The 26,261-nt window shown below is 68.7% G+C and carries 25 protein-coding genes; 16 read left to right on the top strand and 9 right to left on the bottom strand.

Translation table 11 applies throughout. The annotated features are described in order from the left end of the window. Positions 1-183: 183 nt before the first annotated feature. Both msrQ and msrP read right to left on the bottom strand, forming a co-directional pair. A complete protein-coding gene (gene msrQ / locus ACOMG5_RS04160) occupies positions 184-756 on the bottom strand; it encodes a protein-methionine-sulfoxide reductase heme-binding subunit MsrQ (RefSeq protein WP_420342520.1) in 573 nt (190 codons plus the stop codon). Further along, a complete protein-coding gene (msrP, locus tag ACOMG5_RS04155; protein WP_420342519.1) occupies positions 756-1,673 on the bottom strand; it encodes a protein-methionine-sulfoxide reductase catalytic subunit MsrP in 918 nt (305 codons plus the stop codon). The genes msrQ and msrP overlap by 1 nt, the downstream gene beginning before the upstream one ends. Positions 1,674-1,801: 128 nt before the next feature. Between msrP and smpB the strand changes: the two genes are divergently transcribed. The 3 genes from smpB (at position 1,802) to ACOMG5_RS04140 (ending at position 4,387) form a co-directional block, all read left to right on the top strand. After that, entirely contained in the window at positions 1,802-2,275 is a 474-nt protein-coding gene (gene smpB, locus ACOMG5_RS04150; RefSeq protein WP_420342525.1) for an SsrA-binding protein SmpB, read from the top strand. A 73-nt stretch (positions 2,276-2,348) separates the two neighbouring features. Beyond that, complete coding sequence (gene sseA, locus ACOMG5_RS04145) at positions 2,349-3,206, top strand: 3-mercaptopyruvate sulfurtransferase (protein ID WP_420342518.1); 858 nt, start codon at positions 2,349-2,351, stop codon at positions 3,204-3,206. Further along, the gene (locus ACOMG5_RS04140; RefSeq protein ID WP_420342517.1) at positions 3,206-4,387 is read left to right on the top strand and encodes an aromatic amino acid transaminase; all 1,182 of its coding nucleotides are present in this window, start codon (positions 3,206-3,208) and stop codon (positions 4,385-4,387) included. Before sseA ends, ACOMG5_RS04140 begins: the two co-directional genes overlap by 1 nt. Before the next feature lie 31 nt (positions 4,388-4,418). Here ACOMG5_RS04140 and ACOMG5_RS04135 read toward each other — a convergent pair whose 3' ends face one another. Further along, entirely contained in the window at positions 4,419-4,961 is a 543-nt protein-coding gene (locus ACOMG5_RS04135) for a flavin reductase family protein (protein WP_420342516.1), read from the bottom strand. A gap of 111 nt (positions 4,962-5,072) precedes the next feature. On the opposite strand from ACOMG5_RS04135, the gene ACOMG5_RS04130 reads away from it, so the two are divergent. From ACOMG5_RS04130 to ACOMG5_RS04120, 3 genes are read left to right on the top strand one after another with little or no spacing between them, the layout of a single operon-like run. Further along, positions 5,073-5,525 carry a MarR family winged helix-turn-helix transcriptional regulator gene (locus ACOMG5_RS04130; protein ID WP_420342515.1) on the top strand — a complete coding sequence of 151 codons (453 nt, stop codon included), beginning with the start codon at positions 5,073-5,075 and terminating at the stop codon, positions 5,523-5,525. Then, positions 5,515-6,573 carry an HlyD family secretion protein gene (locus tag ACOMG5_RS04125; protein WP_420342514.1) on the top strand — a complete coding sequence of 353 codons (1,059 nt, stop codon included), beginning with the start codon at positions 5,515-5,517 and terminating at the stop codon, positions 6,571-6,573. Before ACOMG5_RS04130 ends, ACOMG5_RS04125 begins: the two co-directional genes overlap by 11 nt. Before the next feature lies 1 nt (position 6,574). Further along, a complete protein-coding gene (locus ACOMG5_RS04120; protein ID WP_420342513.1) occupies positions 6,575-8,134 on the top strand; it encodes a DHA2 family efflux MFS transporter permease subunit in 1,560 nt (519 codons plus the stop codon). A 76-nt stretch (positions 8,135-8,210) separates the two neighbouring features. Here ACOMG5_RS04120 and ACOMG5_RS04115 read toward each other — a convergent pair whose 3' ends face one another. Both ACOMG5_RS04115 and ACOMG5_RS04110 read right to left on the bottom strand, forming a co-directional pair. Next, complete coding sequence (locus ACOMG5_RS04115; RefSeq protein WP_420342512.1) at positions 8,211-9,512, bottom strand: ammonium transporter; 1,302 nt, start codon at positions 9,510-9,512, stop codon at positions 8,211-8,213. A gap of 24 nt (positions 9,513-9,536) precedes the next feature. Continuing rightward, complete coding sequence (locus tag ACOMG5_RS04110) at positions 9,537-9,875, bottom strand: P-II family nitrogen regulator (protein ID WP_420342524.1); 339 nt, start codon at positions 9,873-9,875, stop codon at positions 9,537-9,539. A gap of 262 nt (positions 9,876-10,137) precedes the next feature. On the opposite strand from ACOMG5_RS04110, the gene ACOMG5_RS04105 reads away from it, so the two are divergent. Continuing rightward, positions 10,138-12,354: a transglycosylase domain-containing protein gene (locus ACOMG5_RS04105; protein WP_420342511.1), complete on the top strand. Its 2,217-nt coding sequence runs from the start codon at positions 10,138-10,140 to the stop codon at positions 12,352-12,354. A 53-nt stretch (positions 12,355-12,407) separates the two neighbouring features. Here ACOMG5_RS04105 and ACOMG5_RS04100 read toward each other — a convergent pair whose 3' ends face one another. Next, positions 12,408-13,052: an MlaC/ttg2D family ABC transporter substrate-binding protein gene (locus ACOMG5_RS04100; protein ID WP_420342510.1), complete on the bottom strand. Its 645-nt coding sequence runs from the start codon at positions 13,050-13,052 to the stop codon at positions 12,408-12,410. Next, positions 13,015-13,749 (bottom strand): VacJ family lipoprotein, encoded by a 735-nt coding sequence (locus ACOMG5_RS04095; protein ID WP_420342509.1) that lies wholly within the window; start codon positions 13,747-13,749, stop codon positions 13,015-13,017. The genes ACOMG5_RS04100 and ACOMG5_RS04095 overlap by 38 nt, the downstream gene beginning before the upstream one ends. Positions 13,750-14,024: 275 nt before the next feature. On the opposite strand from ACOMG5_RS04095, the gene ACOMG5_RS04090 reads away from it, so the two are divergent. From ACOMG5_RS04090 to trxA, 7 genes are all read left to right on the top strand, one after another. Next, the gene (locus tag ACOMG5_RS04090) at positions 14,025-14,372 is read left to right on the top strand and encodes a hypothetical protein (protein ID WP_420342508.1); all 348 of its coding nucleotides are present in this window, start codon (positions 14,025-14,027) and stop codon (positions 14,370-14,372) included. Between the two features lie 54 nt (positions 14,373-14,426). Further along, positions 14,427-14,906 carry a tRNA (adenosine(37)-N6)-threonylcarbamoyltransferase complex ATPase subunit type 1 TsaE gene (gene tsaE, locus ACOMG5_RS04085; RefSeq protein ID WP_420342507.1) on the top strand — a complete coding sequence of 160 codons (480 nt, stop codon included), beginning with the start codon at positions 14,427-14,429 and terminating at the stop codon, positions 14,904-14,906. Further along, entirely contained in the window at positions 14,903-15,889 is a 987-nt protein-coding gene (locus ACOMG5_RS04080) for an aminoglycoside phosphotransferase family protein (protein ID WP_420342506.1), read from the top strand. Before tsaE ends, ACOMG5_RS04080 begins: the two co-directional genes overlap by 4 nt. Then, positions 15,865-16,548 carry a nucleotidyltransferase family protein gene (locus tag ACOMG5_RS04075; RefSeq protein ID WP_420342505.1) on the top strand — a complete coding sequence of 228 codons (684 nt, stop codon included), beginning with the start codon at positions 15,865-15,867 and terminating at the stop codon, positions 16,546-16,548. The genes ACOMG5_RS04080 and ACOMG5_RS04075 overlap by 25 nt, the downstream gene beginning before the upstream one ends. Next, entirely contained in the window at positions 16,541-19,441 is a 2,901-nt protein-coding gene (addB, locus tag ACOMG5_RS04070) for a double-strand break repair protein AddB (RefSeq protein WP_420342504.1), read from the top strand. The genes ACOMG5_RS04075 and addB overlap by 8 nt, the downstream gene beginning before the upstream one ends. After that, positions 19,438-22,782, top strand: a complete 3,345-nt coding sequence (gene addA / locus ACOMG5_RS04065; RefSeq protein ID WP_420342503.1) for a double-strand break repair helicase AddA — start codon at positions 19,438-19,440, stop codon at positions 22,780-22,782. Before addB ends, addA begins: the two co-directional genes overlap by 4 nt. Before the next feature lie 77 nt (positions 22,783-22,859). Beyond that, positions 22,860-23,180, top strand: coding sequence for a thioredoxin (gene trxA, locus ACOMG5_RS04060; protein WP_420342502.1), 321 nt, complete (start codon positions 22,860-22,862; stop codon positions 23,178-23,180). 29 nt (positions 23,181-23,209) lie between these two features. On the opposite strand, the gene ACOMG5_RS04055 is transcribed toward trxA, so the two are convergent. Together ACOMG5_RS04055 and ACOMG5_RS04050 are read right to left on the bottom strand one after the other, a co-directional pair. Next, positions 23,210-23,662: an NUDIX hydrolase gene (locus ACOMG5_RS04055; RefSeq protein ID WP_420342501.1), complete on the bottom strand. Its 453-nt coding sequence runs from the start codon at positions 23,660-23,662 to the stop codon at positions 23,210-23,212. A 13-nt stretch (positions 23,663-23,675) separates the two neighbouring features. Beyond that, a complete protein-coding gene (locus ACOMG5_RS04050) occupies positions 23,676-24,536 on the bottom strand; it encodes a hypothetical protein (protein WP_420342500.1) in 861 nt (286 codons plus the stop codon). A gap of 132 nt (positions 24,537-24,668) precedes the next feature. Between ACOMG5_RS04050 and hslV the strand changes: the two genes are divergently transcribed. Beyond that, a complete protein-coding gene (gene hslV, locus ACOMG5_RS04045; RefSeq protein ID WP_420342499.1) occupies positions 24,669-25,226 on the top strand; it encodes an ATP-dependent protease subunit HslV in 558 nt (185 codons plus the stop codon). After that, positions 25,219-26,259 (top strand): hypothetical protein, encoded by a 1,041-nt coding sequence (locus ACOMG5_RS04040; protein WP_420342498.1) that lies wholly within the window; start codon positions 25,219-25,221, stop codon positions 26,257-26,259. Before hslV ends, ACOMG5_RS04040 begins: the two co-directional genes overlap by 8 nt. Positions 26,260-26,261 lie beyond the last annotated feature (2 nt).

The following is a 26,261-nucleotide window of genomic DNA, read 5'->3' as shown; positions in this document are numbered from 1 at the left end:
TCCATTTTAACCACCGGTCCACCGCGTCGCCGCCGCTTCCCGTCCCGCCGCCCCGCTTCGTTTCCGTCTGCGCCGCGTCGGTGAGGGGCTATTTACGGAGACACCAAACGACTCGCAACCCCCAATTTCATAAAAAATCCAAAATCTAAGCAGAGAAGAGCTATGCCATTGTTTATATTTCATTTATTTCAGAGCGCCAAAACGCCGTAGCACCCGCCAGCCGATCAGCCCGCCGAACAGGGCAAGCCAGATCCACCCCTCCGGGCGGATCACCTTCATCTGCCAGAGGTAGTGCAGAACCCCCAGCCCGACGGCCGGATAGACCAATGAATGAAGGCGTTTCCAGCCCTTCCCGAGGCGCCGGATGGCGGCATTGCTCGATGTCGCAGCGAGGGGAATCAGCAAAACGAATCCGGTGATTCCGAACAGGAGATAGGGCCGCTTCACCAGATCGCTCAGCGCCTGAGACCACAGCAGGCCCATATCCAGCACCAGCCAGACCAGCAGATGCAGCGCCACATAGAAGAACGCGAGCAGCCCCACCGCCCGGCGAAACCGCAGCAGGTTCACCCACCGCCGCACCGGCGTGATCGCCAGCCCCCCGATCAGGAACCACAGCGCGATCTTGCCCAGCCGGTGTTCGATCGCCTTCACCGGGTCCACCCCGATCTGCCCCGAGGCCACCAGCCACACCACCCATGCCAGCGGGATCAGCCCCGCCAGATAGACCGCCCACCCCGGGATGCGCCGCAGCATCAATAGGACTTCCGCAGGTCCATGCCCTGATAGATCCCCGCGACCTGATCGCCATAGCCGTTGAACGGCTCGGTCGCGCGGCGCGGGGTCAGGAAGCCCGCCCCGATCACCCGCTCCGTCGCCTGCGACCAGCGCGGATGATCCACCGCCGGATTCACATTGGCATAGAAGCCGTATTCGCGCGGCTGCAGCTCTTTCCAGGTGGTGCGCGGCTCCTCCGCGACCAGGCTGATCTTCACGATGCTCTTGATCGACTTGAAGCCGTATTTCCATGGCACCACGATCCTGAGCGGCGCGCCGTTCTGATTGGGCAGCGCCTCTCCATATAGTCCGTAGGTCAGAAGCGTCAGCGGATGCATCGCCTCGTCGAGCCGCAGCCCCTCCACATAGGGCCAGTCAATGCCCGGCGCGCGCTGCCCCGGCATCTCCTCGGGGCGATAGAGCGTCTGGAAGGCCACATATTTCGCCCCGGGCTGCACCCCCGCCCGCTCCAGCAGCGCCGCGAGCGGAAACCCGATCCAGGGAATGACCATCGACCAGGCCTCCACGCAGCGGAACCGGTAGATCCGCTCCTCGGCCGGGGCCGTGCGCAGCACATCGTCCAGCGGCCAGCTGCCCGGGCGGTCCACCAGCCCGCCGATCTCCACCGACCACGGGTCGGTCTTCAGCCGGCCGGCGTTCTGCGCCGGGTCACCCTTGTCCCAGCCGAACTCATAGTAATTGTTGTAGCCAGTTATCTGTTCATAGCTGTTGGGCGCTGCATCCGTAGAATAGGGCGAAGGCCGGGCGGCGATCTTTGCCGCCACTGGTGCCGCAACCCCAAGGGCGAGCGCCCCTCCGATCAGGGCGCGCCGGTTCAGGAACAGGTGCTTCGGCGTCACATCGGCCCAGCTCGGCCGGGCGGGATCCTTGCGCATGGCGTCCTCCTGCAGATCTATGATGCTATACGCAGACGCGGGCGCCGTCGTTACACATGGACGCGATTTTCATCCGCGCAGGGTCCCGACTGGACACAGGCGCCCCCGTCGCCTATCTCCAGACGATCATGGCCCATAAACACGATCCGAATTCCAAGCTGATCGCCGAGAACCGGCAGGCGCGCTACCACTACGCCATCGAGGAGGACCTCGAGGCGGGCATCGTGCTGACCGGATCCGAGGTGAAATCGCTGCGCCGGGGCCAGTCCAACATCGCCGAAAGCTATGCCTCCATCGAGGAGGGCGAGCTGTGGCTGATCAACTCCTATATTGCGGCCTATAAGGAGGCCGGGGTTTTCGGCCATGAGGAGCGGCGGCGGCGCAAGCTTCTGGTCTCGAAGCGGCAGCTCTCGAACCTGTGGCAGGAGGTCGGCCGCAAGGGCATGACCATCGTGCCGCTGAAGATGTACTTCAACGACCGCGGCAGGGTGAAACTGCTGATCGGCACCGCGCGCGGCAAGAAGCTCGCCGACAAGCGCGCCACCGAAGCCAAGCGCGACTGGGACCGCCAGAAGCAGCGCCTGCTGAAGCAGGGCCTTTAGTCGAAGACCCTGCGCCCTTGCCCGGCTCAGTCCTTCCCGGTAAGCACGGGGGACACACGGGAGAGAGAGTGCCATGGCCCTGGACGATCCGAAGACGCTTGTTTCCACCGACTGGCTCGCGGCCCATCTGCGCGATCCGGACCTCCGGATCCTCGATGCGTCGTGGTTCATGCCGGGCTCCGACAGGGATGCGAAGGCCGGTTATGCGGGAGCCCATATCCCCGGCGCGCGCTTCTTCGACATCGACGAGATTTCCGATACCCGCTCGCCCCTGCCGCATATGGCGCCGCCGCCCGAGAAATTCATCTCGCGCATGCGCGCGATGGGTGTGGGCGATGGCCATCAGGTCGTGATCTATGATCAGACCGGCGTGTTTTCTGCCCCGCGCGTGTGGTGGCTCTTCCGCCTGATGGGCAAGACCGATGTGGCCGTGCTCGATGGCGGGCTGCCGAAATGGCAGGCCGAGGGGCGCGAGATCGAGGATCTTCCGCCCTATGTCCGCGACCGCCACATCACCGTGCAGCGGCAGGCGGGCCTCGTGCGAGATGTGACCCAGGTCGCCCATGCCTCGAAGCTGCGCGACCACGAGATCGTCGATGCCCGCGGCCATGCCCGCTTCACCGGCGAACAGGCCGAGCCGCGCCCCGGCCTGCGCGCGGGCCATATCCCGAATTCGAAGAACCTGCCCTTCGGCGAATTGCAGAATGCCGATGGCACGATGAAATCCCCCGAAGAGATCCGCGCCGCCTTCGAGGCCGCGGGCGTCGATCTCGGCAAGCCCGTCATCACCTCCTGCGGCTCGGGGATTTCGGCGGCGATCCTGGCCCTCGGGCTCGAGATGATCGGCCACCGCGCCTGGTCGCTCTATGACGGGTCCTGGGCCGAATGGGGCATGTATAACGACCTCAAGGTCGCAACCGGAGAAGCGTGATGTTCGAAACCCTGACGCCGCAGGCGCCCGACAAGATCCTGCAACTCATCGGCCTGTTCAACGCCGATCCGCGCCCGGGCAAGGTCGATCTCGGCGTCGGCGTCTACAAGAATGCCGAAGGCGTGACCCCGGTGATGCGCGCCGTCCGCGCCGCCGAAAAGCTGATCTGGGACACCGAGACCACCAAGACCTACACCCAGATGGCGGGCGAGCCCGCATTCCACGCCGCGATGGCGGAGCTGGTTCTGGGCAAGGACTACCCGAAGGACCGGCTCGCCGCGCTGCAGACCGTGGGCGGCACCGGGGCGGTGCGGATGGCCTTCGAGATCGGCCGCATGGCCAATCCCGGCACCACCGTCTGGGTCTGCGACCCGACCTGGCCGAACCACCTGACCATCCTCGATTTCATGAAGCTGCCGCGCAAGGGCTACCGCTATTTCGACGCGGCCACCCGCAGCGTCGCCTTCGACGCGATGATCGAGGACCTGCAGGCGGTGCAGAAGGGCGACCTCGTGCTGCTGCACGGCTGCTGCCACAACCCGACCGGCGCCAACCTGACGCTGGAGCAATGGGCCGCGGTCGCCGATCTGCTCGCGCAAAAGGGTGCGGTCCCGATGATCGATCTCGCCTATCAGGGCTTCGGCGACGGGCTGGAAGAAGATGCCGCCGGCACCCGGCTGATCGCTTCGCGCCTGCCCGAGGTGCTGATCGCCTCCTCCTGCTCCAAGAATTTCGGGATCTACCGCGAGCGCACCGGCTGCCTGCTGGTGCTGGGCGATACCGCCACCCGCGCTGTGACGCAGAACACGCTCGGCTTCCTGAACCGGCAGACCTATTCCTTCGCCCCTGACCACGGCGCCCGCGTCGTGACCACGGTGCTCACCGATCCGGCCCTGCGCAAGGAATGGGAGGAAGAGCTCGAGGAGGTCCGCACCGGCATGCTGTCGCTGCGCGGCCAGCTCGCCGATGAGCTGCGCCGCCTGACCAATTCGGACCGGTTCGATTTCCTGGCCCGCCACCGCGGCATGTTCTCGCGCCTCGGCGCGACCCCGGCGCAGGTGGAGACCATGCGCGCCGACAGCGCCGTCTATATGGTGGGTGATTCCCGGATGAACATCGCCGGGCTCAATACGAACAGCGTCCCCGTCCTCGCCCGCGCCATCGTGAAGGCCGGCGTCTGACCCGGCCCAAAGCCCCCCCTGCCGGGCAGCGTTAGAGCCCGCCCGGCAGCTTCTCCCGCATAGCGTCGCGCCGGTCGAACCGCGCGCCATCGGCGATGAAGGTCCCGTCCCCGACCGCATGCAGCATCCGCCGCTCCGCCCGCAGCGGATCGTGATGCGCCGCCACCCCCTTCAGCACCACGATGCCATAGGGCTCCAGCACCTCCACCACCCGGCACTCTATATTCGCGAGGCATTCCTCGATCAGCGGCGCCGAGACCCGCCCCGCCGGCAGCGCCGTCAGGCCGAAACGCGCGAATTTATCGGTATCGCGCCCGGAACAGGTGCCGATCCCCACCGCCACATCCAGAAAATCCGCCCCGGGAATCGCGATCACGCACTCCCGCCGCGTGGTCAGCGCCGCCCAGGAATGGTTCCACGGCCCGGTCGTGATCGCGAAATCCGCGCCGAAATCGAGCACCATCGTCCAGGTGATCGTCATGATATTCGGGCGGGTGCCGTCATGGGTGGTGATAAGCGCGACCGGCCCGGGTTCCAGCCAGGTGAATGCCCGGCTCAGCGGCAGCGGTTCCATCCTGTGGCCTCCTTTCCCTCACGGTAGCATGATCCGGCGCCGCGAAAAATCGCTTGCGCCCATAAGCACGCTTATAATATCTATGCTCGCCTTCGATCCAGCGAGATACGCATGACCCCTCCGCCCCCGGATTCCCTCGGCTTCCTGCTCACCGATGCCACCCGCGCGATCCGCCGCCGGTTCGAGCAGCGCGCCGCCTGCCTTGGCCTCAGCTCCTCGCAATGGCGGCTGCTGATGCAGCTGAAGCGCGGCGGCCCGCTGCCGCAGGCGCGGCTGGCGGAGCTTCTGGAGATCGAGCCGATCTCCGTTTCCCGCCTTGTGGACCGCATGCAGGAGGCGGGCTGGGTCCGGCGCGAACCCGACGCGACCGACCGCCGGGTAAAGCTGGTCGCACCCACCGAAAAGGCGATGCAGACCGTCTCCGCCGCCCGGGCCGTTGCCGAAGCGCTCTATGATGAGGCGCTCGCAGGCCTGCCCCCCGAACACCGCGACCTGCTGAAGCAAGCCCTGCAGCAGATCATCCGGAACCTCTCCACCGCATCCGAGACCGAACATGACCGCTGATAGTCCGAAAAAGACACCGAAAAAGCTGCTGATGGCGGCGCTGCCGCTGGTCGTGGTGGCGGGCGGGCTCTGGGCCTGGCTCGATTCGGGCCGCTATGAAGAGACCGACAACGCCGCCTTCCAGCAGGCGCGGATTTCCGTCGCCTCCGATCTCTCCGGCCGGGTCACGGCGGTGCATGTCGCCGACAGCACGGTGGTGAAGGCGGGCACGCCGCTCTTCCAGGTGGACCCGGAGCCCTATCGCCTGGCCCTCGCGCAAGCCGAAGCGGCGCTCGCGCAGGCCCGGCTCGGCGTGGAGCAGCTCCGCGCGGCCTATTTCCTGGCCGTCGCGCAAGAGAAGGTCGCGCAGGACGCGCTCGATTACTACACCACCGAAATGAAGCGTCAGCAGGCCATCACCGGGCGCGGCGCCGGCACCGAATCCGCTCTGGATGAGGCCCGCCACAACGCCAATGCCGCGCGCGAAACCCGCGCCGCCGCGACCCAGACGGTGCAATCCGCGCTTTCTGGCCTCGGCGGCAACCCGGATATCGAAACCGATGCCCATCCGAGCGTGCAGGCCGCGATCGTCGCCCGCGACAAGGCCGCCTACAATCTGTCGCTCACCACGGTGAAGGCCCCGGCCGACGGCACCATCTACCGCGCCGACAGCTTCAAGGCCGGGCAGTTCGTCACCGCCGGCGCCTCGCTCTTCACCCTGGTCGAAAGCGGCGATGTCTGGGTCACGGCGAATTTCAAGGAAACCCAGATCGGTCGCATGGCGCCGGGCCAGCATGCCACGGTCGAATTCGACACCTTCCCCGGGCGCGATTTCGACGCGGTGATCGAGACGATCGGCGCCGGCACCGGGGCAGAATTCTCGATCCTGCCGGCGCAGAACGCGACCGGGAACTGGGTGAAAGTCACCCAGCGTGTGCCGGTGCGCCTGCGCCTGACCGAGGACAGCGATACCGCAGGCCTGCGCGCGGGCCTTTCGGCCGCCGTCACCGTGGATACGCGTGCAAAAACCCGGTTCGATTCGCTCCTGTCGCGCGCGGAAGGGCAGTGAAATGTCGGGCGGCGCCACTGTCGATGTCCGCAACCACGGGCTGATCACCCTGTCGCTGATGCTGGCGACGATCATGCAGGTGCTCGACACCACCATCGCCAACGTGGCGCTGCCCTCGATGAAGGCGGATCTCGGCGCCTCCTCGGATACGATCAACTGGGTGCTCACCTCCTATATCGTCGCCGCAGCCATCGCGACGCCCCTCTCCGGCTGGCTGTCGGAGCGCTATGGCCGCAAGGAGGTTTTCGTCACTTCGGTCATCGGCTTCGTGATCACCTCCATGCTCTGCGGCATCGCCTGGAACCTGGAGGCGATGGTGGCTTTCCGGATGGCGCAGGGCCTGTTCGGCGCCGCGATCGTGCCGCTGAGCCAGACCTTCCTGCTCGACATCAACCCGAAAGAGAAGCACGGCCAGGCGATGGCGGTCTGGGGCGCGGGGATCATGGTCGGCCCGATCATCGGCCCGACGCTCGGTGGCTACCTGACCGAGACCTTCAACTGGCGGTGGGTGTTCTACATCAACGTGCCGCTCGGCGCGCTGGCGCTGGCGGGCTGCCTGATGACCCTGCCCGCCATGCCCCGGCGCCTGCGGCAGTTCGATTTCTTCGGCTTCGCGATGCTGGCCGTGGGCGTCGGCGCGCTGCAGCTGATGCTGGACCGGGGCGGCGAGGTGGACTGGTTCAACGCCGCCGAAATCTGGATCGAGCTTGCCGTCGCGCTCTGCGGCTTCTGGGTCTTCGTGGTCCGGATCTCCGGGACGGAGCACCCGTTCCTCGACCCCAAGATGTTCATGGACCGCAACTTCGTCATCGGCCTGGTGTTCATCTTCATCGTGGGCATCATCCTGCTCGCCTCGCTGGCGCTGCTGCCGCCGATGCTCTCTGGCATATTCGGCTATCCGGTGATGACCACCGGCCTGGTGATGGCACCGCGCGGGGTGGGCACCATGATCACCATGATCGCCGCGGGCAAGCTGATCCGGGTGGTGGAGCCGCGGATCCTCGTGGTCATCGGCCTGCTGCTGACGGTGCTCTCGCTCGACATCATGACCGGCTTCGGCCCGCAGATGGATGCGCATCTGATCATCGTTTCCGGGCTCGTGCAGGGCTTCGGCCTCGGGCTGGTGTTCGTGCCACTTTCCACCGTGGCCTTCTCCACCATCGAGGCGCGGTTCCGCGGCGATGCCACCGCGCTCTTCAGCCTGGTGCGCAACATCGGCTCCTCGATCGGAATTTCTGTGGTGACGCTCCTGCTCACTCGCAACACGCAGATCAACCATGCCGAGCTGTCGCAATATATCTCGGATCTGGATCCGAATTTCGCCGCGCTGAGCAATGGCCCGCTCGGCAGCGCGATGCAGATGCTGCAGCTGAAATACGGCGATGGTGCTGCCTGGACCATCGTGAACCAGTATGTGAACCAGCAGGCCGCGATGATCGCCTATATCGACGATTTCAAGGCGATGATGTGGATGACCCTCGCCGCCGTGCCGCTGGTGCTGCTGATCCGGCGCCCCGCCCCGGGCGAGGCCGGCACCGCCGCCGCCGCGCATCTGGACTGAGCTTCACAGAACCAGACTCAAAGAAAAGGGGCCCGGATCGCTCCGGGCCCCGAACATCTGACCGAAGGGAGGAAGGTCAGTTGTGGTAGGCGCTTTCGCCGTGCGAGGTCTTGTCGAGGCCTTCGCGCTCTTCGTCCGAGGAGACGCGCAGCCCGACGATGACATCGGTGATCTTGTAGAGGATGAAGGACACGACCCCACCCCAGACGATGGTGATGACCACGGCCTTGATCTGCACCATCAGCTGGCCACCCATCGACACGCCTTCGGCATAGCCGACACCGCCGAGCGAGGGCGAGGCGAAGACGCCGGTCAGGATCGCACCGACGATCCCGGCGATGCCGTGGATGCCGAACACGTCGAGGCTGTCGTCATAGCCGAACTTGTTCTTCACCACCGCGACGAAGAAGTAGGCCACCAGCGAGGCGATGGCGCCCAGCACGATCGCGCCCACCGGGCCGACGAAGCCGGCAGCCGGGGTGATGGCGACGAGGCCGGCCACGATGCCCGAGATCGCGCCCAGAGCCGAAGCCTTGCCACGCGCCAGCGTTTCGATCAAGCACCAGGCCAGGGTCGCACCGGCGGTCGCGGTGAAGGTGTTCAGCATCGCCAGAACCGCAGTGCCGTTCGAGGCCAGCGCCGAACCCGCGTTGAAGCCGAACCAGCCGACGAACAGGACGGCAGCGCCGATGAAGGCCACCGGCAGCGAGTGCGGCGCCATCAGATCCTTGCCGAGACCGATGCGCGGCCCGATGACCAGCGCGCCGACCAGCGCCGCGATACCGGCGTTGATGTGCACCACGGTGCCGCCCGCAAAGTCCATCGCGCCCCAGCCGAAGTACAGGCCGTTCGCATCCCAGGCCATGTGGGCGATCGGGAAGTAGACGAAGGTCACCCAGAGGATCGAGAACAGCACCGCGCCCGAAAGCTTGATGCGCTCGACGAAGCCGCCGATGATCAGCGCCGGGGTGATGGCCGCGAAGGTCATCTGGAAGGCCAGGAACAGGTATTCCGGGATGGTACCGGTCAGCGAGTCTTTGGTCACGCCGGCGAGGAACAGCTTGCCGAAGCCGCCGAAGAACGGGCTTTCAGAGCCGCCGAAGGCGAAGGAATAGCCATAGACCACCCAGATCACCATCACGGCGCAGGCGATGATCGCCGTCTGCACCAGCAACGACAGGGCGTTCTTCGCGCGCACGAGGCCCGAATAGAAGAGTGCGATGCCGGGGAAGATCATGAAGGCGACGAGGGCCGTCGCCACGATCATCCACGCGGTATCGCCGGTATCCAGCGTGGGCTCGGCGTCCTGAGCCAACGCGGGCAGCGCGGCCAGCGCAAGCGCCGACGCAAGACCCGTGATTTTCGAAAGGTTTTTCATCTTGTTCACTTCCCCTGGCGTTTCTTACAGCGCGTCGTCGCCGGATTCGCCGGTCCGGACACGCACCGCTTGCGCGACATCAAGAACGAAGATCTTGCCATCGCCGATCTTGTCGGTCTTTGCCGACTTGAGAATCGTATCGACCACTTCATCGGCCAGGCTGTCCGGCACGACGATTTCCAGCTTGACCTTCGGCACGAAATTCACAGCATATTCCGCGCCGCGGTAGATTTCCGTGTGACCGGACTGGGCACCGAAGCCCTTGATTTCGGTCACCATCATCCCGCGCACGCCGATTGCGGTGAGCGCCTCGCGCACCTCCTCGAGCTTGAACGGTTTGACCGCCGCAATGATCAGTTTCACTGGATGTCCCTTCCTAATAGTCTGCAGCAAAGATGCCGGCTCGGGCATCGCACGCAGAAACAAGGCGCCGCCGGCGCGGCGCAGACAAGCAGCGTGATGGATTTCCATGCACTCAAACCGCCTATCCGGGCAGCATAATACCACAAAACAGGCTATTCGCCCAAAAAATCAGCCACAGCAAAATTAACGTCCGGGGCCTTGCCGCTCCACATCCGGATGCAAGACATGTAGATTGGCGCAAACACCAAGAACGGATCGAGCAATGGCGCAAACAGGCGGGCGGCGCGGGCCGCTGGTGGCGGAACGACGGTATGCGGCAACGAAGCCCGCAGCCCCGAAATCCGAGCCACCGAATAAACCGGCACGCAAGCAGACGCCGCCGGGGCGGCGGGGCGGGCTCGCGGGGCTGATCACCGGCCTCGTGCATCTGCTCTGGCGGGTGTTGTGGGGCGCGGTCTGGCGGGCAACGGCCGTGGTGGCGCTGATTCTCGGCGCCGCGACCTGGTATTTCTATGCGCAGCTGCCGGAATATACCGCCCTGCTCGATGGCCGGAACCGTGGCTCGGTGACCATGCTCGACCGCAACGGCGATGTCTTCGCCTGGCGCGGCGAGACCTATGGCGGCAAGATCACCGCCGACAGCGTCTCGCCCGACCTACGCAACGCCATCATCGCCACCGAAGACCGCCGGTTCTATCACCATTTCGGGGTCAGCCCGCGCGGCATCGCCTCCGCGATCCGGATCAACCTCTCCGAGGGGCGCGGCCCGCTGGAGGGCAACGGCGGCTCCACCATCACCCAGCAGGTGGCGAAGCTGCTCTGCCTCGGCGTGCCGTTCGATCCGCACAGCTGGAAGACCGAAGCCGATTACGAGAACGACTGCCGCTCCGGCGGGATCAAGCGCAAGGTCAAGGAAATCCCCTATGCGCTGGCGATGGAGCTGAAATATTCGAAGAACCAGATCCTGTCGATCTACCTGAACCGGGCCTATCTGGGCGCGGGAGCGCGCGGCTTCGAGGCGGCGGCACAGCGCTATTTCGGCGTATCGGCCAAGGTTGTGACGCCGCAACAGGCCGCAATGCTGGCCGGGCTGCTGAAGGCGCCCTCGACCTATGCGCCCACCACCGACCTGAAGCGGAGCCAAGAGCGCGCGGGCATGGTGCTTGCGCTGATGCACGAGGAAGGCCTCCTGACGAACCGGCAATGGGAGGAGGCCCGCGCCAACCCCGCGACGCTCTCCGACGCGGCGCAGGCCCGCGCGGGCGGTTATTTCGCCGACTGGCTGATGGATTCGCTGCCAGATTTCCTCTCCAAGGGCACGACGGAGGATGTCATCGTCGAGACCACGCTCGATCAGCACCTGCAATCGGCCGCCGAGGAGGCGCTTCGGGCGGTCTTTGACAACAAGGTCAAGGACGGCTCCGCCGCCGAGGCCGCGATCGTGGTGATGTCATCAGATGGGGCGGTGCGGGCCATGGTCGGGGGGCGCAAGTCCAAGGTCTCGGGCGCGTTCAACCGCGCGACCCAGGCGAAGAGGCAGACCGGCTCCACCTTCAAGCCCTTCGTCTATGCCGCAGCGCTCGACATGGGCTGGACCCCCGACACGACCATCGAAGACGCGCCGCTCACGATCAACGTGAAGGGCTCCGGCCCCTGGTCGCCGAAGAACTACACCAAGGACTACCTCGGCCCGATCCCGCTCTGGCGCGCGCTGGCCAATTCGATCAACACCGCGACGGTGCGGGTCGCGATGTCTGTGGGCCTCGATGCCGTGCGCCAGGTGGCCACGGATTTCGGCTTCGCCTCGGATCTCGCGCAGGGCCCCGCGGTGGCGCTCGGCGTGTCGGAATCGACGCTCCTGGAAATGACCGGCGCCTATGCCGGCATCCTCAACGGCGGCTCCTCGGTCAAACCCTACGGCCTCACCGAACTGCGGCTCAAGAGCGACATCGACCCGCTCTTCGGCGCCGATGGCGGCATCGGCGAGCGGGTGATTTCCGAGAAAGCCGCGCGCGAGCTGGTCTGGATGATGCATCAGGGCGTGGAGCAGGGCACCTCGCGCCGCGCCCGGCTGGACGGGCACGAGGTCGCGGGCAAGACCGGCACCACCCAGGCCGCACGCGACGCCTGGTTCATCGGCTTTACCGCCGATTACGTCGCCGGGGTCTGGATGGGCTACGACGACAACCGCCCCCTCGCCGGGGTGACGGGCGGCGGCCTGCCCGCCGAGATCTGGCGTGAGGTGATGACCCGGGTCGAAAAGGGCATGCCCTCGAACCCGCTGCCGATGGCGGATCCCTCGGAATGGCGCGGGATGGGCGGCGACAATGCCTATCCGGGCGAGAGCTGGCAATCGGGCGACCCGATCCCGGAGGGCGGCGTCGAGGTGGTGAACGGCCAGCTGGTGAAGCCCGCCCAGCCGAAGAAGGAAACCCTCGGCGACAAGATCAACGACCTGCTGCATTCGCTCACCCAATAACAAAAGGCCCGCCGGAGCGCATCCGGCGGGCCTTTTGTAGCGCGGAGGTAGAATCAGCCGGCGGTCTTCAGCGCGGCGATCAGGGCGTCGATGTCGCCCTTCTGCTGGTCGAGCATCGCGCCGATCTCGGTGCGCTCGGAGGCCAGCATGTTCACGCCCTCTACGATGATGTTGAAGAACAGGTTCTTGCCGGATTTGTCGGAAACCTGCCATTGCACGTTGAACGGCTCCTTGCCCGGCAGGTGCGCGGTCGTCGCCACCTCGTAGAAGGTCTTGACCTGACGCGCGCCCTGCACCTCGAACTTGGCGCCGCGGAACTCGTTGAACCGCTTGCCGTATTTACGCGCGAGGTAGCCCCGGAAGGCGCTGGTGAAGCCCTGGATCTGCGCCGGGCTGGCCTGACGCGCGGCGGAGCCGAGCGCCGAACGCGCGATCGTCGGCACGTCGGCATATTTGTTGAACAGCGCCTCGAACTGCGCATAGAGCGCGGGGCCGGCCTTGCCCGAGGCGATCGCCGCGTTGACGTCCGCCACCGCCTGGCTGATCAGTGCGCTCGCCTGCGTATTGTCGAGCGCAGCGAAGGCGCCCCGCGGCAGCACCGCGGCGGCCATGCCCGCCACGCCGAGACCAAGGAGCGTCCGGCGGCTCAAGAGGGCCGAGTTATTGCGGGTCTGTGTAAGGGTCCCAGGAATTTGCATCGTTGTTCTCCTGTCCGGACAGCTTGAAGCGCCGGTTCTGCAGATAAAGCAGACGCATTTGCGCATAGCTGTCTGCACTGTCGTAAAGGACGGATTCGATCACGTCCCCATAGATTTTGCGGTCCGCGGCCTTGCCGGCCAGACGCGCGCCGGTAGCGGCCTGGACCGCCGAGCCGTTCAGCATGCTGCCGACCGGGTTCATCACGACGTCCACCGCCGTCCCCAACGCATCTCGCGCGGTGGAAGGTCCATAGAAAGGCAGTTCCACATAGGGCCCTTCGTGGACGCCCCAATAGGCCAGCGTCTCGCCGAAGTCGGTATCGGCCTCGGGCAGGCCGAGCTTGCCCGCCGGATCGAAGATCCCGCCGATCCCGACCGTGGTGTTGATCGCGAAGCGGAACGTGTTGCGCACCGCGGGCTCCGCATTCGCCTGCAGCACGGAGTTCACCACCTTGCCCGGCAGACCGAGGTTCGAGCCCACGTTCGAGACCGAGCGCGTGAACGCATTGTCGATCGAGCGCGCATGGCCCGGCGGAGCCTTGAACACGACCGTATCGAAGCCCTTGTTGAAGGCATGGATGCTCCGGTTCGTCCCCTCGTAAGGGTCATCGACGCCCGTCGGCTGCGGGTCCTGCACGCCGCATCCTGCCAATGCCGCCGATACGACGAAGGCGCCGCAAAGCCCTCTGCCCACCATCCTGCGCTCCTGTCTCGGCTTCGTTGGGCCGGCGCAATGGCACGGCCGCTTGGTGATGATATGAAATCGCTGCCCATAGGATTAAAGGGGCCGCGCCCCGGAAACAAGGGGCAGGGGCGGGATTTCCGCCCTGTGGCATGCGCGCAACCACCTGTTCGTGAGCGCACCGGACGGGCCCGCGCGCTCGGGCGCAGCCGCAGTTTTTCATCCGGCTGACGTTGATTTTTTACATGAATGGCGCACAGTTGAGTCGGAATGGGGATCGGAGGAGCGCCATGGAGATTCTGCCCAAGGACCTGGTCGAGACGGTGCGTGCCGCGCTCCTGAGCGAGAAGCGCGAGCGCGCGCGCCTGCGGATTCACACCGGCGCCGACATCTGGCCGGTGCTGCGGCGCTGGCACGGCGGGTTCTCGCTGGATGCCACGCAGATGAGCCATCTGCGCGGGCTGGTGGATCTCTATGATGGGGCGCGCCACCTCTCCACCTGCCTGATCGTGGCCTCGGAGATCGAGGGCAACGAGCTGATCTGCAGCGTGAAGCGCGAGACCGCCGTCGCCGATCGCGCCGCGCTGGATTTCGCCCGCGACGAGAACGCACCCGCCGCCCTGCTGCCCCGGTTCTGAGGCAAAGCGCCGGAAAGCGGTTGCCCGCACCGGCGGCGCGGGTAGATTGCCCGCATGACGCATGCCGACGACGCCCCGCTGCTGACCCTCGATCTGCCCGACGCCGATGCGACGGACCGGCTCGGCCATGCGCTCGCGGCGCTGCTCGGCGCAGGCGATGTGCTCCTGCTCGAAGGCCCGATCGGCGCCGGCAAGACCCATTTCGCCCGCGCCCTGATCCGCGCGCGGCTGGGCAGGGCAGAGGACGTGCCCTCGCCCACCTTCACCCTTGTGCAAACCTATGGCGCGGCGCCCGAGATCTGGCACGCCGATCTCTATCGCCTCGGCCATCCGGACGAAGCGGTGGAGCTCGGGCTCGAAGATGCCTTCGGCACTGCCATCTGCCTGATCGAATGGCCGGAGCGGCTCGGCGCGCTGCGCCCGCCCGGCGCCCTGACCCTGCGCTTCGCGCAGACGCATGACGGGCTCTCGCGCGAGGTCACGCTCACAGGCAGCAAGGCCTGGCTGGAGCGGCTGGAAGGGCGCATCGGATGAGCGCGATTCCCGATTTCCTGGCCCAGGCCGGCTGGGGCGCGGCCCGGCGCGCGCCCCTTGCGGGCGATGCCTCCGCCCGGCGCTATGAGCGGCTGCATCTCGATGGCCGCAGCGCCGTTCTGATGGTCGCGCCGCCCGGCGCGGAGTTCCGCCGCTTCGCGGAGATCGACGACTGGCTGCGCGCGCGCGGCTATTCGGCGCCCGAGATCCTGGCGACGGAGGCCGATGCCGGGCTGATGCTGCTGGAGGATCTGGGCGACGATCTCCTCTCCGCCCTCCTTGCCCGCAGCCCGGCGCGCGAGGCCGAGCTTTATGGCCATGTCACCGATTTCCTGCTGGATCTGCACCGCCACGCGCCGCCCGGCTTCGTGCCGCCGCTGGATGGCCCGGCGCTCGGTGCGCTGGTCGCGCTCACGGCGGATTGGGCGCCCGGAGACCCGGCCGCAGCAGCAGCCCTGCCCGGCCAGATCGCCGATCTGTTCGCCGCGCAGGAGGCGCTGCCCCCGGTCCTGTGCCTGCGCGATTTCCATGCCCAGAACGCGCTCTGGCTGCCGCAGCGGCTGGGCAGCGCGCGCCTCGGCCTGCTGGATTTCCAGGATGCCGTGGCCGGGCACCCGGCCTATGATCTCGTCTCCGCCCTGCAGGACGTGCGCCGCGATGTCTCGCCCAAAGTCGAGGCGCTGGCCCGGCAGGCCTATTGCGCCGCCCGCGGCCTCGATCCGCTGTCTTTCGGTGCGGCCTATGCCCTTCTCGGCGCGCAGCGCGCGCTGCGCATCCATGGCGTCTTCGCCCGGCTCTGCCTCGCGATGGGCAAGGCCGCCTACGTCGATCTGATGCCGCGCAACTGGCGCAATCTGGAGCGCAATCTGGCGCATCCGGCGCTTGCGGATCTGGCGCGCGCCATCCGCGCGGCCTATCCGCCCCCCGATGCCCCGATGATGGAAGGACTGAAGCGCGCATGCGGAACCCGCCCGACGCTCTGATGCTGTTCGCCGCCGGGTTCGGCACCCGGATGGGCGCGCTGACGCAAACCCGGCCGAAGCCGCTGGTGCCCGTGGCCGGCCGGCCGCTGATCGACCATGCGCTGGATCTGGCCGAAGGCGCCGGCATCGGCCGCATCGTCGCCAATACGCATTACCTCGGCGCGCAGGTCGCGGCGCATCTGGCCGGGCGCCGCGTGGCCATTTCCGATGAGAGCGCGCGCATCCTCGAGACCGGCGGCGGCCTGCGCCGGGCGCTGCCGCTGCTGGGGCCGGGGCCGGTGTTCACGCTCAATACCGATGCCATCTGGACGGGGCCGAACGTGCTCTGCGCGCTGCGCGCCGCCTGGCGGCCCGGGATGGGCGCGCTGCTGGCGCTGGTACCGGCCGGGCGGGCCACCGGCCATACCGGGGCGGGGGATTTCACGCTCGGCGCAGACGGGCGGCTCACGCGCGGGCCCGGACATGTGTATACCGGGGCACAGATCCTCGATCCCTCCGGCCTCGCCGCGATCCCGGAGGAGGTGTTCTCGCTGAACCGGCTGTGGGATGCGATGCTGGCCGAGGGCCGGGTGTTCGGCCTCGTCCACCCGGGCGGCTGGTGCGATGTGGGCCGCCCCGAATCGATCCCGCTGGCAGAGGCGATGCTGGCGCATGGGTAGCCTGCATGCCCTGCCCTGCGGCGTGGATTTCCCGGCCGAGCTCGTCCGCGGCCTGATCGCCCGGATGGCCGCGGAGCCGCCCGAGGCGATGGCGCGGGTGCAGCTCTATCTGAACTCCGGCCGGATGCAGCGCCGCGTGCGCGAGGCCTTCGATGCCCATGGCGCGCGCTACCTGCCGCGGCTCGGGCTCATCGCCGATCTGGCGCGGCTGCCGCTGGCCGGGATTCCGCCCGCAGTGCCGCCGCTGCGCCGCCGGCTGGAGCTCGCGCAGCTGGTGGCGGGGCTCGCGCAGCGGATGCCGCAGTTCGAGCCGGGCGCCGGGCTTTTCAGCCTCGCCGACAGCCTCGCCGACCTGCTCGCCGAAATGCAGGACGAAAACGTCCCTCCCGCCGCCATCGAGGCGCTGGACATCCAGGACAGCCACGCCGCCCACTGGCAGGCGAGCCTCGGCTTCATCCGTATCGTCGCGCGCTATTTCGATGCCGCCTCCGATCCGGACCCGACCGGCCGCCTGCGCCGGGTGATCGAGGCGCTGGCTCAGGGCTGGGCCGCGCAGCCGCCCCAGGCGCGCATCGTCATCGCGGGCTCCACCGGCTCGCGCGGCACCACGGCGGAGCTGATGCAGGCGGTGGCCGCTCTGCCCCGCGGGATGATCGTCCTGCCCGGCTACGATGCCGACATGCCCGATTTCGCCTGGGAGGCGCTCGATGCCGGCACCGTGCCGATCGAGGACCACCCGCAATACCGCTACCGCGCGCTCGGCCGCAGGCTCGGCCTGCCGATCCTGCCCTGGACGGATGCCACCCCGCCCGCGCCGCGGCGCAATGCGCTGGTGTCGCTCGCGCTGCGCCCCGCCCCGGTGACGGATCAGTGGATGCGCGAAGGCGCCGCCCTGAGCGACCTGCCCGGCACCTGCGCCCGCATGACCCTGATCGAGGCCCCGGACGAACGCCACGAGGCGCTCTCCATTGCGCTGGTGCTGCGCCGCGCGGTGGAGGAGGGCCGCCCCGCCGCCCTCATCACCCCGAACCGGATGCTCACCCGCCGGGTCGCCGCCGCCCTCGACCGCTGGGGCATCACCCCCGACGACAGCGCGGGCGAGCCGTTGCAGCTCACCACCGCCGGGCGGCTTCTGCGCCATGTGGCGCGGCTGCGCGGCCGCGTGCTGATGCTGGAGCCGCTTCTGGTGCTGCTGAAGCATCCCCTCGCCGCCACCGGCTCCGCGATGCGCGGCAGCCACCTGCTCTACAGCCGCGAGCTGGAGCTGTGGCTGCGCCGCCATGGCCCCGCCTTCCCGGACCGCGCCGCGCTGGTGAAATGGGCGGGCGCAGAGCCGGACCGGCTGGCCTGGGCCAGCTGGGTCGCCGGAATCCTCGAAGCCTTCCCCGAGGCGCCGGAGGCCGAGCTCGCCGATATCATCGCCGCGCATCTGGAGCTGACCGCGCGCCTCGCCGCCGGGCCCGGCGGCCATGTGGAGGCGAGCGCCCTGTGGCAGCGCGAAGCGGGCCTCGAATGCCTGCGGATCATGACCGATCTGAGCGCCGAGGCCGCTCATGCCGGCCGCTATGGCCCCGCGGATTATGCGGACCTGCTCGATACGCTGTTTGGCGCGGTGCAGGTGCGCCGCACGCTCAGCGCCCATCCCGGCGTGCTGATCCTCGGCACGCTGGAGGCGCGGGTGCAGGCGGCGGAGCTCGTCGTCCTCGCCGGGCTGAACGAGGGCAGCTGGCCGGAGGCGCCGAAACCCGACCCCTGGCTCAGCCGCCGGATGCGGCTCGATGCCGGGCTCCTGCTGCCGGAGCGGCAGATCGGCCTTTCGGCACATGATTTCCAGCAGGCGATCGGCGCGCCCGAAGTGGTGCTCAGCCGCGCGCGGCGCGATGGCGGGGCCGAAACCGTGCCGTCGCGCTGGCTGAACCGGATGACGAACCTGCTTGCGGGCCTGGGCGAGGGCGGGGCCTGCGCGCTGGCGCAGATGCGCGCCCGTGGCGCCGGATGGCTCGCGCTCGCGGGGGCGCTGCCGCTCCCGGGCGCGGGGGGGGCCCCCGCCGCCCGCCCCGCGCCCCGCCCCCCCGCCGAGGACCGCCCGCGCGAACTGCCGGTGACCGCGATCAAGACCCTGATCCGCGACCCCTATGCCATTTATGCCCAGCGGATCCTGCGGCTGCGCCCGCTCGACCCGCTTCGCCCGGAGCCCGATCCGCGCCTGCGCGGCGAGGTGCTGCACCTGATCATGGAGCGCTTCCTGCGCGAGCGCCCGGCCACGGAGACCCTGGCCGAGGCAGAGGCGCGGCTGCTCGCGGTGGCGCGCGCGGTTCTTGCCGCCGAGATCCCCTGGCCGAGCGCGCAGGTGCTCTGGCTCGCGCGGATCCGCCGGATCGCGGCGCGGCTGGTGCAAGACGAAGCCGCGCGGCTGGCCGAAGGGGCCCCCGTGGTCATCGAGGAGCGCGGCGGGATCACCCTGCCCAACGGCTTCCGCCTGACCGCGAAGCCCGACCGGATCGACGTCCTCACCGACGGGCGCGCGCATCTTTACGACTACAAATCCGGCAAGCCGCCCTCCGATGCCGAAGTGCTGCATTTCGACAAACAGCTCCTGCTGGAGGCGGCGATGGTCGCACGCGGGGCCTTCGGCGCCACCGGCCCGCGCAGGGTGGCCGCGATGACCTATATCCGGCTTGGCGGCGATGGCGAGACCCGGGACCTGCCACTGCTCGAGGAGATCGACACCACCTGGGCAAAGTTCCAGCGCCTGATCGCGCGCTATCTGGACCCGGCCACCGGCTATACCGCGCGCCGCGCCCTGCGCTCCATGCGCGACAAGAGCGACTATGACCACCTCTCGCGCTACGGCGAATGGGACCTGAGCGATCTGCCGGAGGGCGGGCGATGAACCTCGCGAGCGAACGGCAGATCCGGGCCGCGGATCCGGCTTCCTCCACCTGGCTCTCCGCCAATGCGGGCTCGGGCAAGACCAAGGTGCTCACCGACCGGGTGGCGCGGCTGCTGCTCAATGGCACCGAGCCGCAGAAGGTGCTGTGCCTGACCTATACCAAGGCCGCGGCGAGCGAGATGCAGAACCGGCTGCTGAAGCGGCTCGGATCCTGGGCGATGCTGCCCGATGCCGCGCTGCGCGCGGAGCTGGCGCAGCTGGGCGAGCCCGGCGAGATCGGCGCCGAGCGGCTGGCGCAGGCGCGGCGGCTGTTTGCGCAGGCGATCGAGGCGCCGGGCGGGCTGAAGATCCAGACGATTCACTCCTTCTGTGGCGCGCTCCTGCGCCGCTTCCCGCTGGAGGCGGGCGTGCCGCACGGCTTCAGCGAGCTCGACGACCGCAGCGCCGCCGAGCTGCGCGCCGATATCCTCGAGGAGATCGCCCGCGGCCCGGAGCGCCCGGTGCTGGATGACCTCGCGCTGTTTCATGGCGGCGACGACCTCAGCACGCTGATCGGCGCGATCACCCGGCAGGCCGATGCCTTCGCCCGCGCGCCCGACCGCGCCGCGGTGCTGGCAGCCCTCGGCCTGCCGCCGATCACCGCCGAGGACCTGCCCGGCATGATTTTCGACGGCACCGAGAAGGCGCTGTTCGGTGCGGTGATCCCGGTCCTGAAAGGCCAGGCCAAGACGATGCAGGAGCTGGCCGCGACCCTCAGCCGGGTGAAGCCCGGACCGGAGGGGCTGGCGTTCCTGCAAGACGCGCTGCTGAAGAAGAACCTCGCCGAGGCGAAGACGGCCTCGATCCCCACCAAGGTCGCGCAGCGCGAGATGGGCGAGGAGCTGAGCGCCGAATTCCACGCCTTCATGGAGCGCGTGGCCGAAACCCGCGCCGCCCAATACGCGCTGGCCGTGGCCGACCGCACGCTCGCGCTCGCGCGCTTTGCGGGCGTGTTCGTGCCGCGCTACCGGGCGCGCAAGGCCGCAGGTGGCTGGCTCGACTTCGACGACCTGATCGAGCGGGCGGGCGCGCTGCTCTCGTCGCCTTCGGTGGCGCAATGGGTGCTGTTCAGGCTCGATGGCGGCATCGACCATATCCTCGTGGACGAGGCGCAGGATACCTCGCCCGGCCAGTGGCAGGTGATCGAGCGGCTGGCCGATGAATTCACCGCCGGCGAAGGCGCGCGCGCCGAAACCCGCACCATTTTCGTGGTGGGCGATCGCAAGCAGTCGATCTATTCGTTCCAGGGCGCGGATCTGCAGCGCTTCGAGGCGATGCGCGCCCATTTCGGCGCGAAATTCGCGGCGGTCGGGCGGCCGCTGGTCTCGGCCGAGCTGCAGCATTCGTTCCGCTCCTCGGTCGCGGTGCTGCGGCTGGTGGATCTGGCCTTTGCAGGCGGCGGCGCGGTGGGCCTCGGCGGCAAGCCCGAGCATATGGCCTTTTTCGATGCCCTGCCGGGGCGGGTCGATCTGTGGCCGCCGGTCCTGCCCGCGGAGGCGCCGGCCGATGACGACTGGGAGGACCCGGTCGATCTGCCCGGCGCGGAGGATGCCCATGTCGTGCTCGCCCGCACCATCGCCGCCGAAATCCGCGCGATGATCCGCGCGGGCGTGCAGATCCCCGTGGGCGCGGGCGCGCGCCCGGTGCATGAGGGCGATTTCCTCATCCTGGTGCAGCGCCGCTCGGCCCTGTTCGGCGAGCTGATCCGGGCCTGCAAGGCCGCGGGGCTCGCGGTCGCGGGGGCGGACCGGCTGAAGCTCGGGGCAGAGCTCGCGGTGAAGGATCTGTGCGCGGTGCTGGCCTTTCTCGGCACGCCGGAGGACGACCTTGCGCTCGCCTGCGCGCTGCGCTCGCCGCTCTTTGGCTGGAGCGAGGACGACCTCCATGCCCTCGCCCGGCCGCGCAAGGGCCATCTGTGGCAGGCGCTGCGCGCTTCCGGGCGCGAGGATACGCTCGCGGTGCTGCAGGACCTGCTGGACCTCACCGATTTCCTGCGCCCCTACGACCTGATCGAGCGGCTGCTGAACCGCCATTGCGGGCGCGAGCGGCTGATCGCGCGGCTCGGCCCCGAGGCGGAGGACGGGATCGACGAGCTGATCGCGCAGTCGCTGGCCTACGAATCCACCGAGATCCCCAGCCTCACCGGCTTCCTCGGCTGGCTCGGCGCCGACAAGATCGAGGTCAAGCGCCAGATGGAAAGCGAGGGCCGCGCGATCCGGGTAATGTCGGTGCATGGCGCCAAGGGGCTGGAGGCCCCGATCGTGATCCTGCCCGATACCGCGAAGCCCGGCCCCGCCCGCAGCGCCGAGACCTACCGCAGCGGCGAGACGCTGCTCTGGAAGGGCGGGTCCGGCACGCCGCCCGCGCTGCGCGCGCTGATGGAGGCGGAGGCCACGCGCCAGCGCGAAGAGAAGATGCGGCTCCTCTATGTGGCGCTGACCCGGGCCGAAAAATGGCTGATCGTGGCGGCGGCGGGCGAGGTCGGCGCGGGCGAAGAGAGCTGGTATGCGCTGGTCGCAGGCGGGATGGAGCGTGCAGGAACGGCCGAAGTGCCCGCCCTGTCGGAGGAGGCGCAGGCGCTCGGGCCGCTGCGCCGCCATGGCCACGGCGCCTGGCCCGAGCCGGGCGCAGCGGCGGCGCACGCCGAAGCCGAAGCCACCGTCCTGCCCGCCTGGGCGCTGGAGCGGGCGGCGGCGCCTGCGCGGGCGCCGGGCGTGCTCTCGCCCTCGGATCTTGGCGGGGCAAAGGCTCTGCCCGGCGAAACCGATTTCAACGACGACGAAGCCTCGAAGCGGCGCGGGCGGCAATTGCACCTGCTGCTGGAGCATCTGCCCGCGGCCGAGCCCGACGACTGGCCCCGCCTTGCGACAGAGCTGCTCCGCTTCGGGCCCGACCGCGCCGAGGAGGCCGAGGTGGTGGCCCTGCTCGGGCTCGCCGCGCGCGCGCTGGAGGCGGCGCAGGGCGCGGGCTTCCTCAGCGCCGATACACTGGCCGAGGTGGAGATCACCGCCGCGCTGCCAGAGCTCGGCGGCGCACGGATCCATGGCGTGATCGACCGGCTGCGGGTGGCGCCGGGCCTCGTCCGGGTGCTCGACTACAAATCGAACGCGGTGGTGCCCGCCGATGCGGCGGCGGTGCCCCTCGGCCTCGTGCGGCAGATGGCCGCCTATCGCGCCGCCCTGCAACAGGTCCATCCGGGTGCTGCGGTCGAATGCCTGCTGCTGTGGACGGCCAGCGGCACCCTCACCCGGCTCGGCGAGGCACAAATGGACGAAGCGCTGCGCACATGGGTCATGTCCTGAAGGCACAGGGGCCATGCCTTGACGCACCGGGGGGGCGCGCATACCTTCCCCTCAACAAGATATTCAGGAGAGCTCTCATGGCTACCGTCAAAGTCACCGACACCACCTTCGACGCCGAAGTGCGCCAGTCCGACGTGCCCGTCGTGGTGGATTTCTGGGCCGAATGGTGCGGCCCGTGCCGGATGATCGGCCCTTCGCTCGAGGAACTGGCCGAGGAATACGGCGACAAGATCAAGATCGCCAAGGTCAACGTGGACGAGAACCCCGATGCGCCGGCCACTCTCGGCGTGCGCGGCATTCCGGCGCTGTTCCTGTTCAAGGATGGCGAAGTGGTCTCGAACAAGGTCGGCGCCGCGCCCAAGGCCGCGCTGAAGGCCTGGATCGATTCCGCGATCTGATCGTGCGGCAGGCGCCCCGGGGCGCCTGCTCACCCCCGAAGCAGATGCTTCAGCCCCGCCGGAAACAGCGCGGGCCCTTCCGGCAGATCGAGCTCAGCCGGATCATACCACCCCGCACAGCCCGGCGTACCATCGTCTTCGCGAAACTGAATGCGCTCCTGCGCCGCGAAGGCCCCCTCCGGCAGGCTGACCGGATAGAGAAAAGCAATCTCATGCCCGGCGGCGCCTTCGTGGCGGTAGATGTTCTCTATCACCACCGGCGCCCCGGCGATGGCAATCTCCACGCCCAGCTCCTCCATGAACTCGCGCTGCAGCGCGGCCGCGGCCGTCTCGCCGAAATCCACCCCGCCGCCCAGCGGCCGCACGCCCTTCAGCCGCCCCGCATCATCGCGCACCTCCGCCGCCAGAAGCCGCCCCGCGCGCCAGTGCAGCCCAAGCGCGATCACCCGGATATGGCCCCGCGGCCGCCAGACAGTAGTCATCCCAACGCTCCGTTCAGATCGGCCAGCCATGGCCGCGCAGCGCCGTCAGGATCTGCGCCTCGCATTCCGGCCGGCCGGCATTGATACGCTGCTCCAGGAACCAGCGCAAATAGCCGCCATAATCGGCCGCGGCCCGAGGGGCGAAGGCCGCCTCCATCCCGTCGCGCGGAACGCTGGCGGCGATATGGTGAAAATCTATCGCCGCGAACAGGAGCGCCGGTTTTTCCAGGAAATAGCCCTCGAAAGCCATGGCGCTGTTCTGCGTGACCACGGCATGGCAGCTGCGCAGCGCCTCGGCCGAGCCTCCGCGCTGAAGGCTGAGCCGCGGATGAGCGGGCAAGGCGGCCAGGTCTTCCGCCGAACAGGCCTCCTTCGGATGCAGCGTCGCGATCACCGGCCGGTCCGTGCGCGAGAGCAGCGTGTGCAGCATCGCGGCCGGGCTCATCGCCTGAAAGCTGCGCTGCACCGAAAGCCGCCCCTGCAGCGGCACGAACACATGGCCGCGATCCTCCGCGACCACACCCGGCCAGAGGCGCGCGCGCCAGCGGTGCAGAAATTCCGCGCCATCGACGCCCGGATATGCCGCCCGCGCCACCGGCCAGGCCCACCGCGCCGCCTGCGCCTCGATCGCCCAGAACGCGCCCACATAGACCCGCCGGCAGGTCAGCGCCCGCGGATGGGTCGGCTCCTCCATGTGATAAAGCGTGTAGCCATCGGCGCTCAGGCGGCGCGCGAGCGTGCTCTCGGCGAAGCGCACGCGCCAGCCCGCGCCCTCCACCGCCCGCTGCACCCGCGCGAAGAAATTGTGCTGCCCCGCCCGGACCCGGTCCAGCGCGGGCCGGTCGAGCAGGATGCGCAGCGTTTCCCGGGCCATGCGGGCAGGCTATGACGCACCCCGGGCGGCCGCAAGGGTTGCGCAAGGCGTGGGCAAGGGTTGCGCAAGGCGTGGGCAAGGGTTGCGCAAGGCGCGGGGCGCGCTCATATCGGGGGCCAAACGGAGGACGACATGGCGGACGACAAATTCCCCGGCTGGCACGGCACCACCATCATCGGCGTGCGCAAGGGCGGGCGCGTGGTGGTCGCGGGCGACGGGCAGGTGAGCCTCGGGCAGACGGTGATCAAGGGCACGGCGCGCAAGGTCCGCCGCCTCAGCCCCGGCGGGCGCGATGTGGTCTGCGGTTTCGCCGGCTCCACCGCGGATGCCTTCACCCTGCTCGAGCGGCTGGAGAAGAAGCTCGAGGCCGCACCCGGGCAGCTCGCGCGCGCCTGCGTGGAGCTGGCGAAGGACTGGCGCACCGACAAATACCTGCGCAACCTCGAGGCCATGCTGATCGTGACCGATGGCACCGAGCTGTTCGTGCTCACCGGCGCGGGCGACGTGCTGGAGCCCGAACATGGCATCGCCGCGATCGGCTCGGGCGGGAACTATGCGCTGGCCGCTGCCCGCGCGCTGATGGAGACCGACCTCGATGCCGAGGCGATCGCGCGCAAGGCAATGGCGATAGCGGCGGATATCTGTGTCTACACCAACGGCAACCTCACCGTGGAGGCGATCGGTGGCTGATGTCAGCCGCGACGACCTGCGCGCGGCGGTAGCGGCGGGGCACCTCAGCGCGGCGCAGGCGGCCTCGGTGCTGGCGCTGGCGCGGGCCCGCGCGGGCGTGCGCCTGCCCGAAGACGAACCCTTCGAGCTGTTTCGCGGCTTCGCCGAGATCTTCGTCGCGGTCGGTCTCGCGATCCTGTTCGCGGGCGGCTTCGGGCTGGCGGCGCTGCTCGGCCCGCCGGTGCCGCTCCTGATGATCTGCGCCGCGGCCTGGGGGCTGGCGCGCTACTACACGCTGCGCCGGCGCATGATCCTGCCCTCGATCGTGCTGGTACTGGTCTATGCCGCGGCTCTGGGCGGCACCGCCGTCTGGCTCGCGCTGCGTGTGCTGGGAACAGGCGCGCCCGCGCTTGCCATCGCTGCGCTCACGGCGGCGGGGCTTGTGCTGTGGTTCCGCGCGTTCCGGCTGCCGTTCACCATGTTCCTGATCGGGCTCACCGGGCTCTGGGGCACGCTGGCCACAGCAAACGCGCTCGGGCGCGGCGCCGATATCGACAGCCTGTCGGCCATGTTCGACCTGCTTTCGGGCTCGGGCGTGGCCCTCGGCACGCTTCTGTTCGGGCTGGTGGCCCTCGCGGCCGCGCTCTGGTTCGACATGCGCGACCCGCACCGGCTGGGCCGGATGTCGGCCTCCGGCTTCTGGCTGCACCTGCTGGCCGCGCCCGCGCTGGTGAACACGGTGGCGCTGACCTTCTGGAACATGGGGCCCGGCCTTGGCTATGCGCTGCTGGCACTTGCGCTTGCGCTCATCGCGGGCTTCGCGCTGGTGATCGACCGGCGCTCCTTCCTCACCGCCGGGATCGGCTATCTGATCTTCCTCGTGGCCTGGGTCTCGGGCGGGCTCTCCGATCCGCGCAGCTGGGCCACGGTCTTCCTCGCCTCGGGGCTCGGCCTCACCCTCCTCGGCACCTTCTGGACCGACCTGCGCGCGCGGCTGCTGCGCGCGCTGCCCGATTTTCCCGGCAAACGCCGGCTCCCCCCTTATGCGGAGTGATC

The sequence above is a fragment of the Paenirhodobacter sp. genome, from assembly GCF_041916475.1.
Taxonomy (GTDB): domain Bacteria; phylum Pseudomonadota; class Alphaproteobacteria; order Rhodobacterales; family Rhodobacteraceae; genus Rhodobacter.
This window is presented reverse-complemented; position numbering and strand designations above follow the sequence as displayed.

What these genes read in the sequence shown, in the direction of transcription:
- smpB (WP_420342525.1), top strand. Translation starts at nt 1,802, where the DNA reads ATGGCCCATAAACACGATCCGAATTCCAAGCTGATCGCCGAGAACCGG.
- ACOMG5_RS04080 (WP_420342506.1), top strand. Translation starts at nt 14,903, where the DNA reads ATGAGCGCGATTCCCGATTTCCTGGCCCAGGCCGGCTGGGGCGCGGCC.
- msrP (WP_420342519.1), bottom strand. Translation starts at nt 1,673, where the DNA reads ATGCGCAAGGATCCCGCCCGGCCGAGCTGGGCCGATGTGACGCCGAAG.
- msrQ (WP_420342520.1), bottom strand. Translation starts at nt 756, where the DNA reads ATGCTGCGGCGCATCCCGGGGTGGGCGGTCTATCTGGCGGGGCTGATC.
- addA (WP_420342503.1), top strand. Translation starts at nt 19,438, where the DNA reads ATGAACCTCGCGAGCGAACGGCAGATCCGGGCCGCGGATCCGGCTTCC.
- ACOMG5_RS04055 (WP_420342501.1), bottom strand. Translation starts at nt 23,662, where the DNA reads ATGACTACTGTCTGGCGGCCGCGGGGCCATATCCGGGTGATCGCGCTT.
- ACOMG5_RS04100 (WP_420342510.1), bottom strand. Translation starts at nt 13,052, where the DNA reads ATGCAAATTCCTGGGACCCTTACACAGACCCGCAATAACTCGGCCCTC.
- trxA (WP_420342502.1), top strand. Translation starts at nt 22,860, where the DNA reads ATGGCTACCGTCAAAGTCACCGACACCACCTTCGACGCCGAAGTGCGC.
- ACOMG5_RS04090 (WP_420342508.1), top strand. Translation starts at nt 14,025, where the DNA reads ATGGAGATTCTGCCCAAGGACCTGGTCGAGACGGTGCGTGCCGCGCTC.
- ACOMG5_RS04135 (WP_420342516.1), bottom strand. Translation starts at nt 4,961, where the DNA reads ATGGAACCGCTGCCGCTGAGCCGGGCATTCACCTGGCTGGAACCCGGG.
- sseA (WP_420342518.1), top strand. Translation starts at nt 2,349, where the DNA reads ATGGCCCTGGACGATCCGAAGACGCTTGTTTCCACCGACTGGCTCGCG.
- ACOMG5_RS04095 (WP_420342509.1), bottom strand. Translation starts at nt 13,749, where the DNA reads ATGGTGGGCAGAGGGCTTTGCGGCGCCTTCGTCGTATCGGCGGCATTG.
- ACOMG5_RS04115 (WP_420342512.1), bottom strand. Translation starts at nt 9,512, where the DNA reads ATGAAAAACCTTTCGAAAATCACGGGTCTTGCGTCGGCGCTTGCGCTG.
- ACOMG5_RS04075 (WP_420342505.1), top strand. Translation starts at nt 15,865, where the DNA reads ATGCGGAACCCGCCCGACGCTCTGATGCTGTTCGCCGCCGGGTTCGGC.
- ACOMG5_RS04120 (WP_420342513.1), top strand. Translation starts at nt 6,575, where the DNA reads ATGTCGGGCGGCGCCACTGTCGATGTCCGCAACCACGGGCTGATCACC.
- ACOMG5_RS04105 (WP_420342511.1), top strand. Translation starts at nt 10,138, where the DNA reads ATGGCGCAAACAGGCGGGCGGCGCGGGCCGCTGGTGGCGGAACGACGG.
- ACOMG5_RS04050 (WP_420342500.1), bottom strand. Translation starts at nt 24,536, where the DNA reads ATGGCCCGGGAAACGCTGCGCATCCTGCTCGACCGGCCCGCGCTGGAC.
- tsaE (WP_420342507.1), top strand. Translation starts at nt 14,427, where the DNA reads ATGACGCATGCCGACGACGCCCCGCTGCTGACCCTCGATCTGCCCGAC.
- ACOMG5_RS04140 (WP_420342517.1), top strand. Translation starts at nt 3,206, where the DNA reads ATGTTCGAAACCCTGACGCCGCAGGCGCCCGACAAGATCCTGCAACTC.
- ACOMG5_RS04130 (WP_420342515.1), top strand. Translation starts at nt 5,073, where the DNA reads ATGACCCCTCCGCCCCCGGATTCCCTCGGCTTCCTGCTCACCGATGCC.
- addB (WP_420342504.1), top strand. Translation starts at nt 16,541, where the DNA reads ATGGGTAGCCTGCATGCCCTGCCCTGCGGCGTGGATTTCCCGGCCGAG.
- ACOMG5_RS04125 (WP_420342514.1), top strand. Translation starts at nt 5,515, where the DNA reads ATGACCGCTGATAGTCCGAAAAAGACACCGAAAAAGCTGCTGATGGCG.
- hslV (WP_420342499.1), top strand. Translation starts at nt 24,669, where the DNA reads ATGGCGGACGACAAATTCCCCGGCTGGCACGGCACCACCATCATCGGC.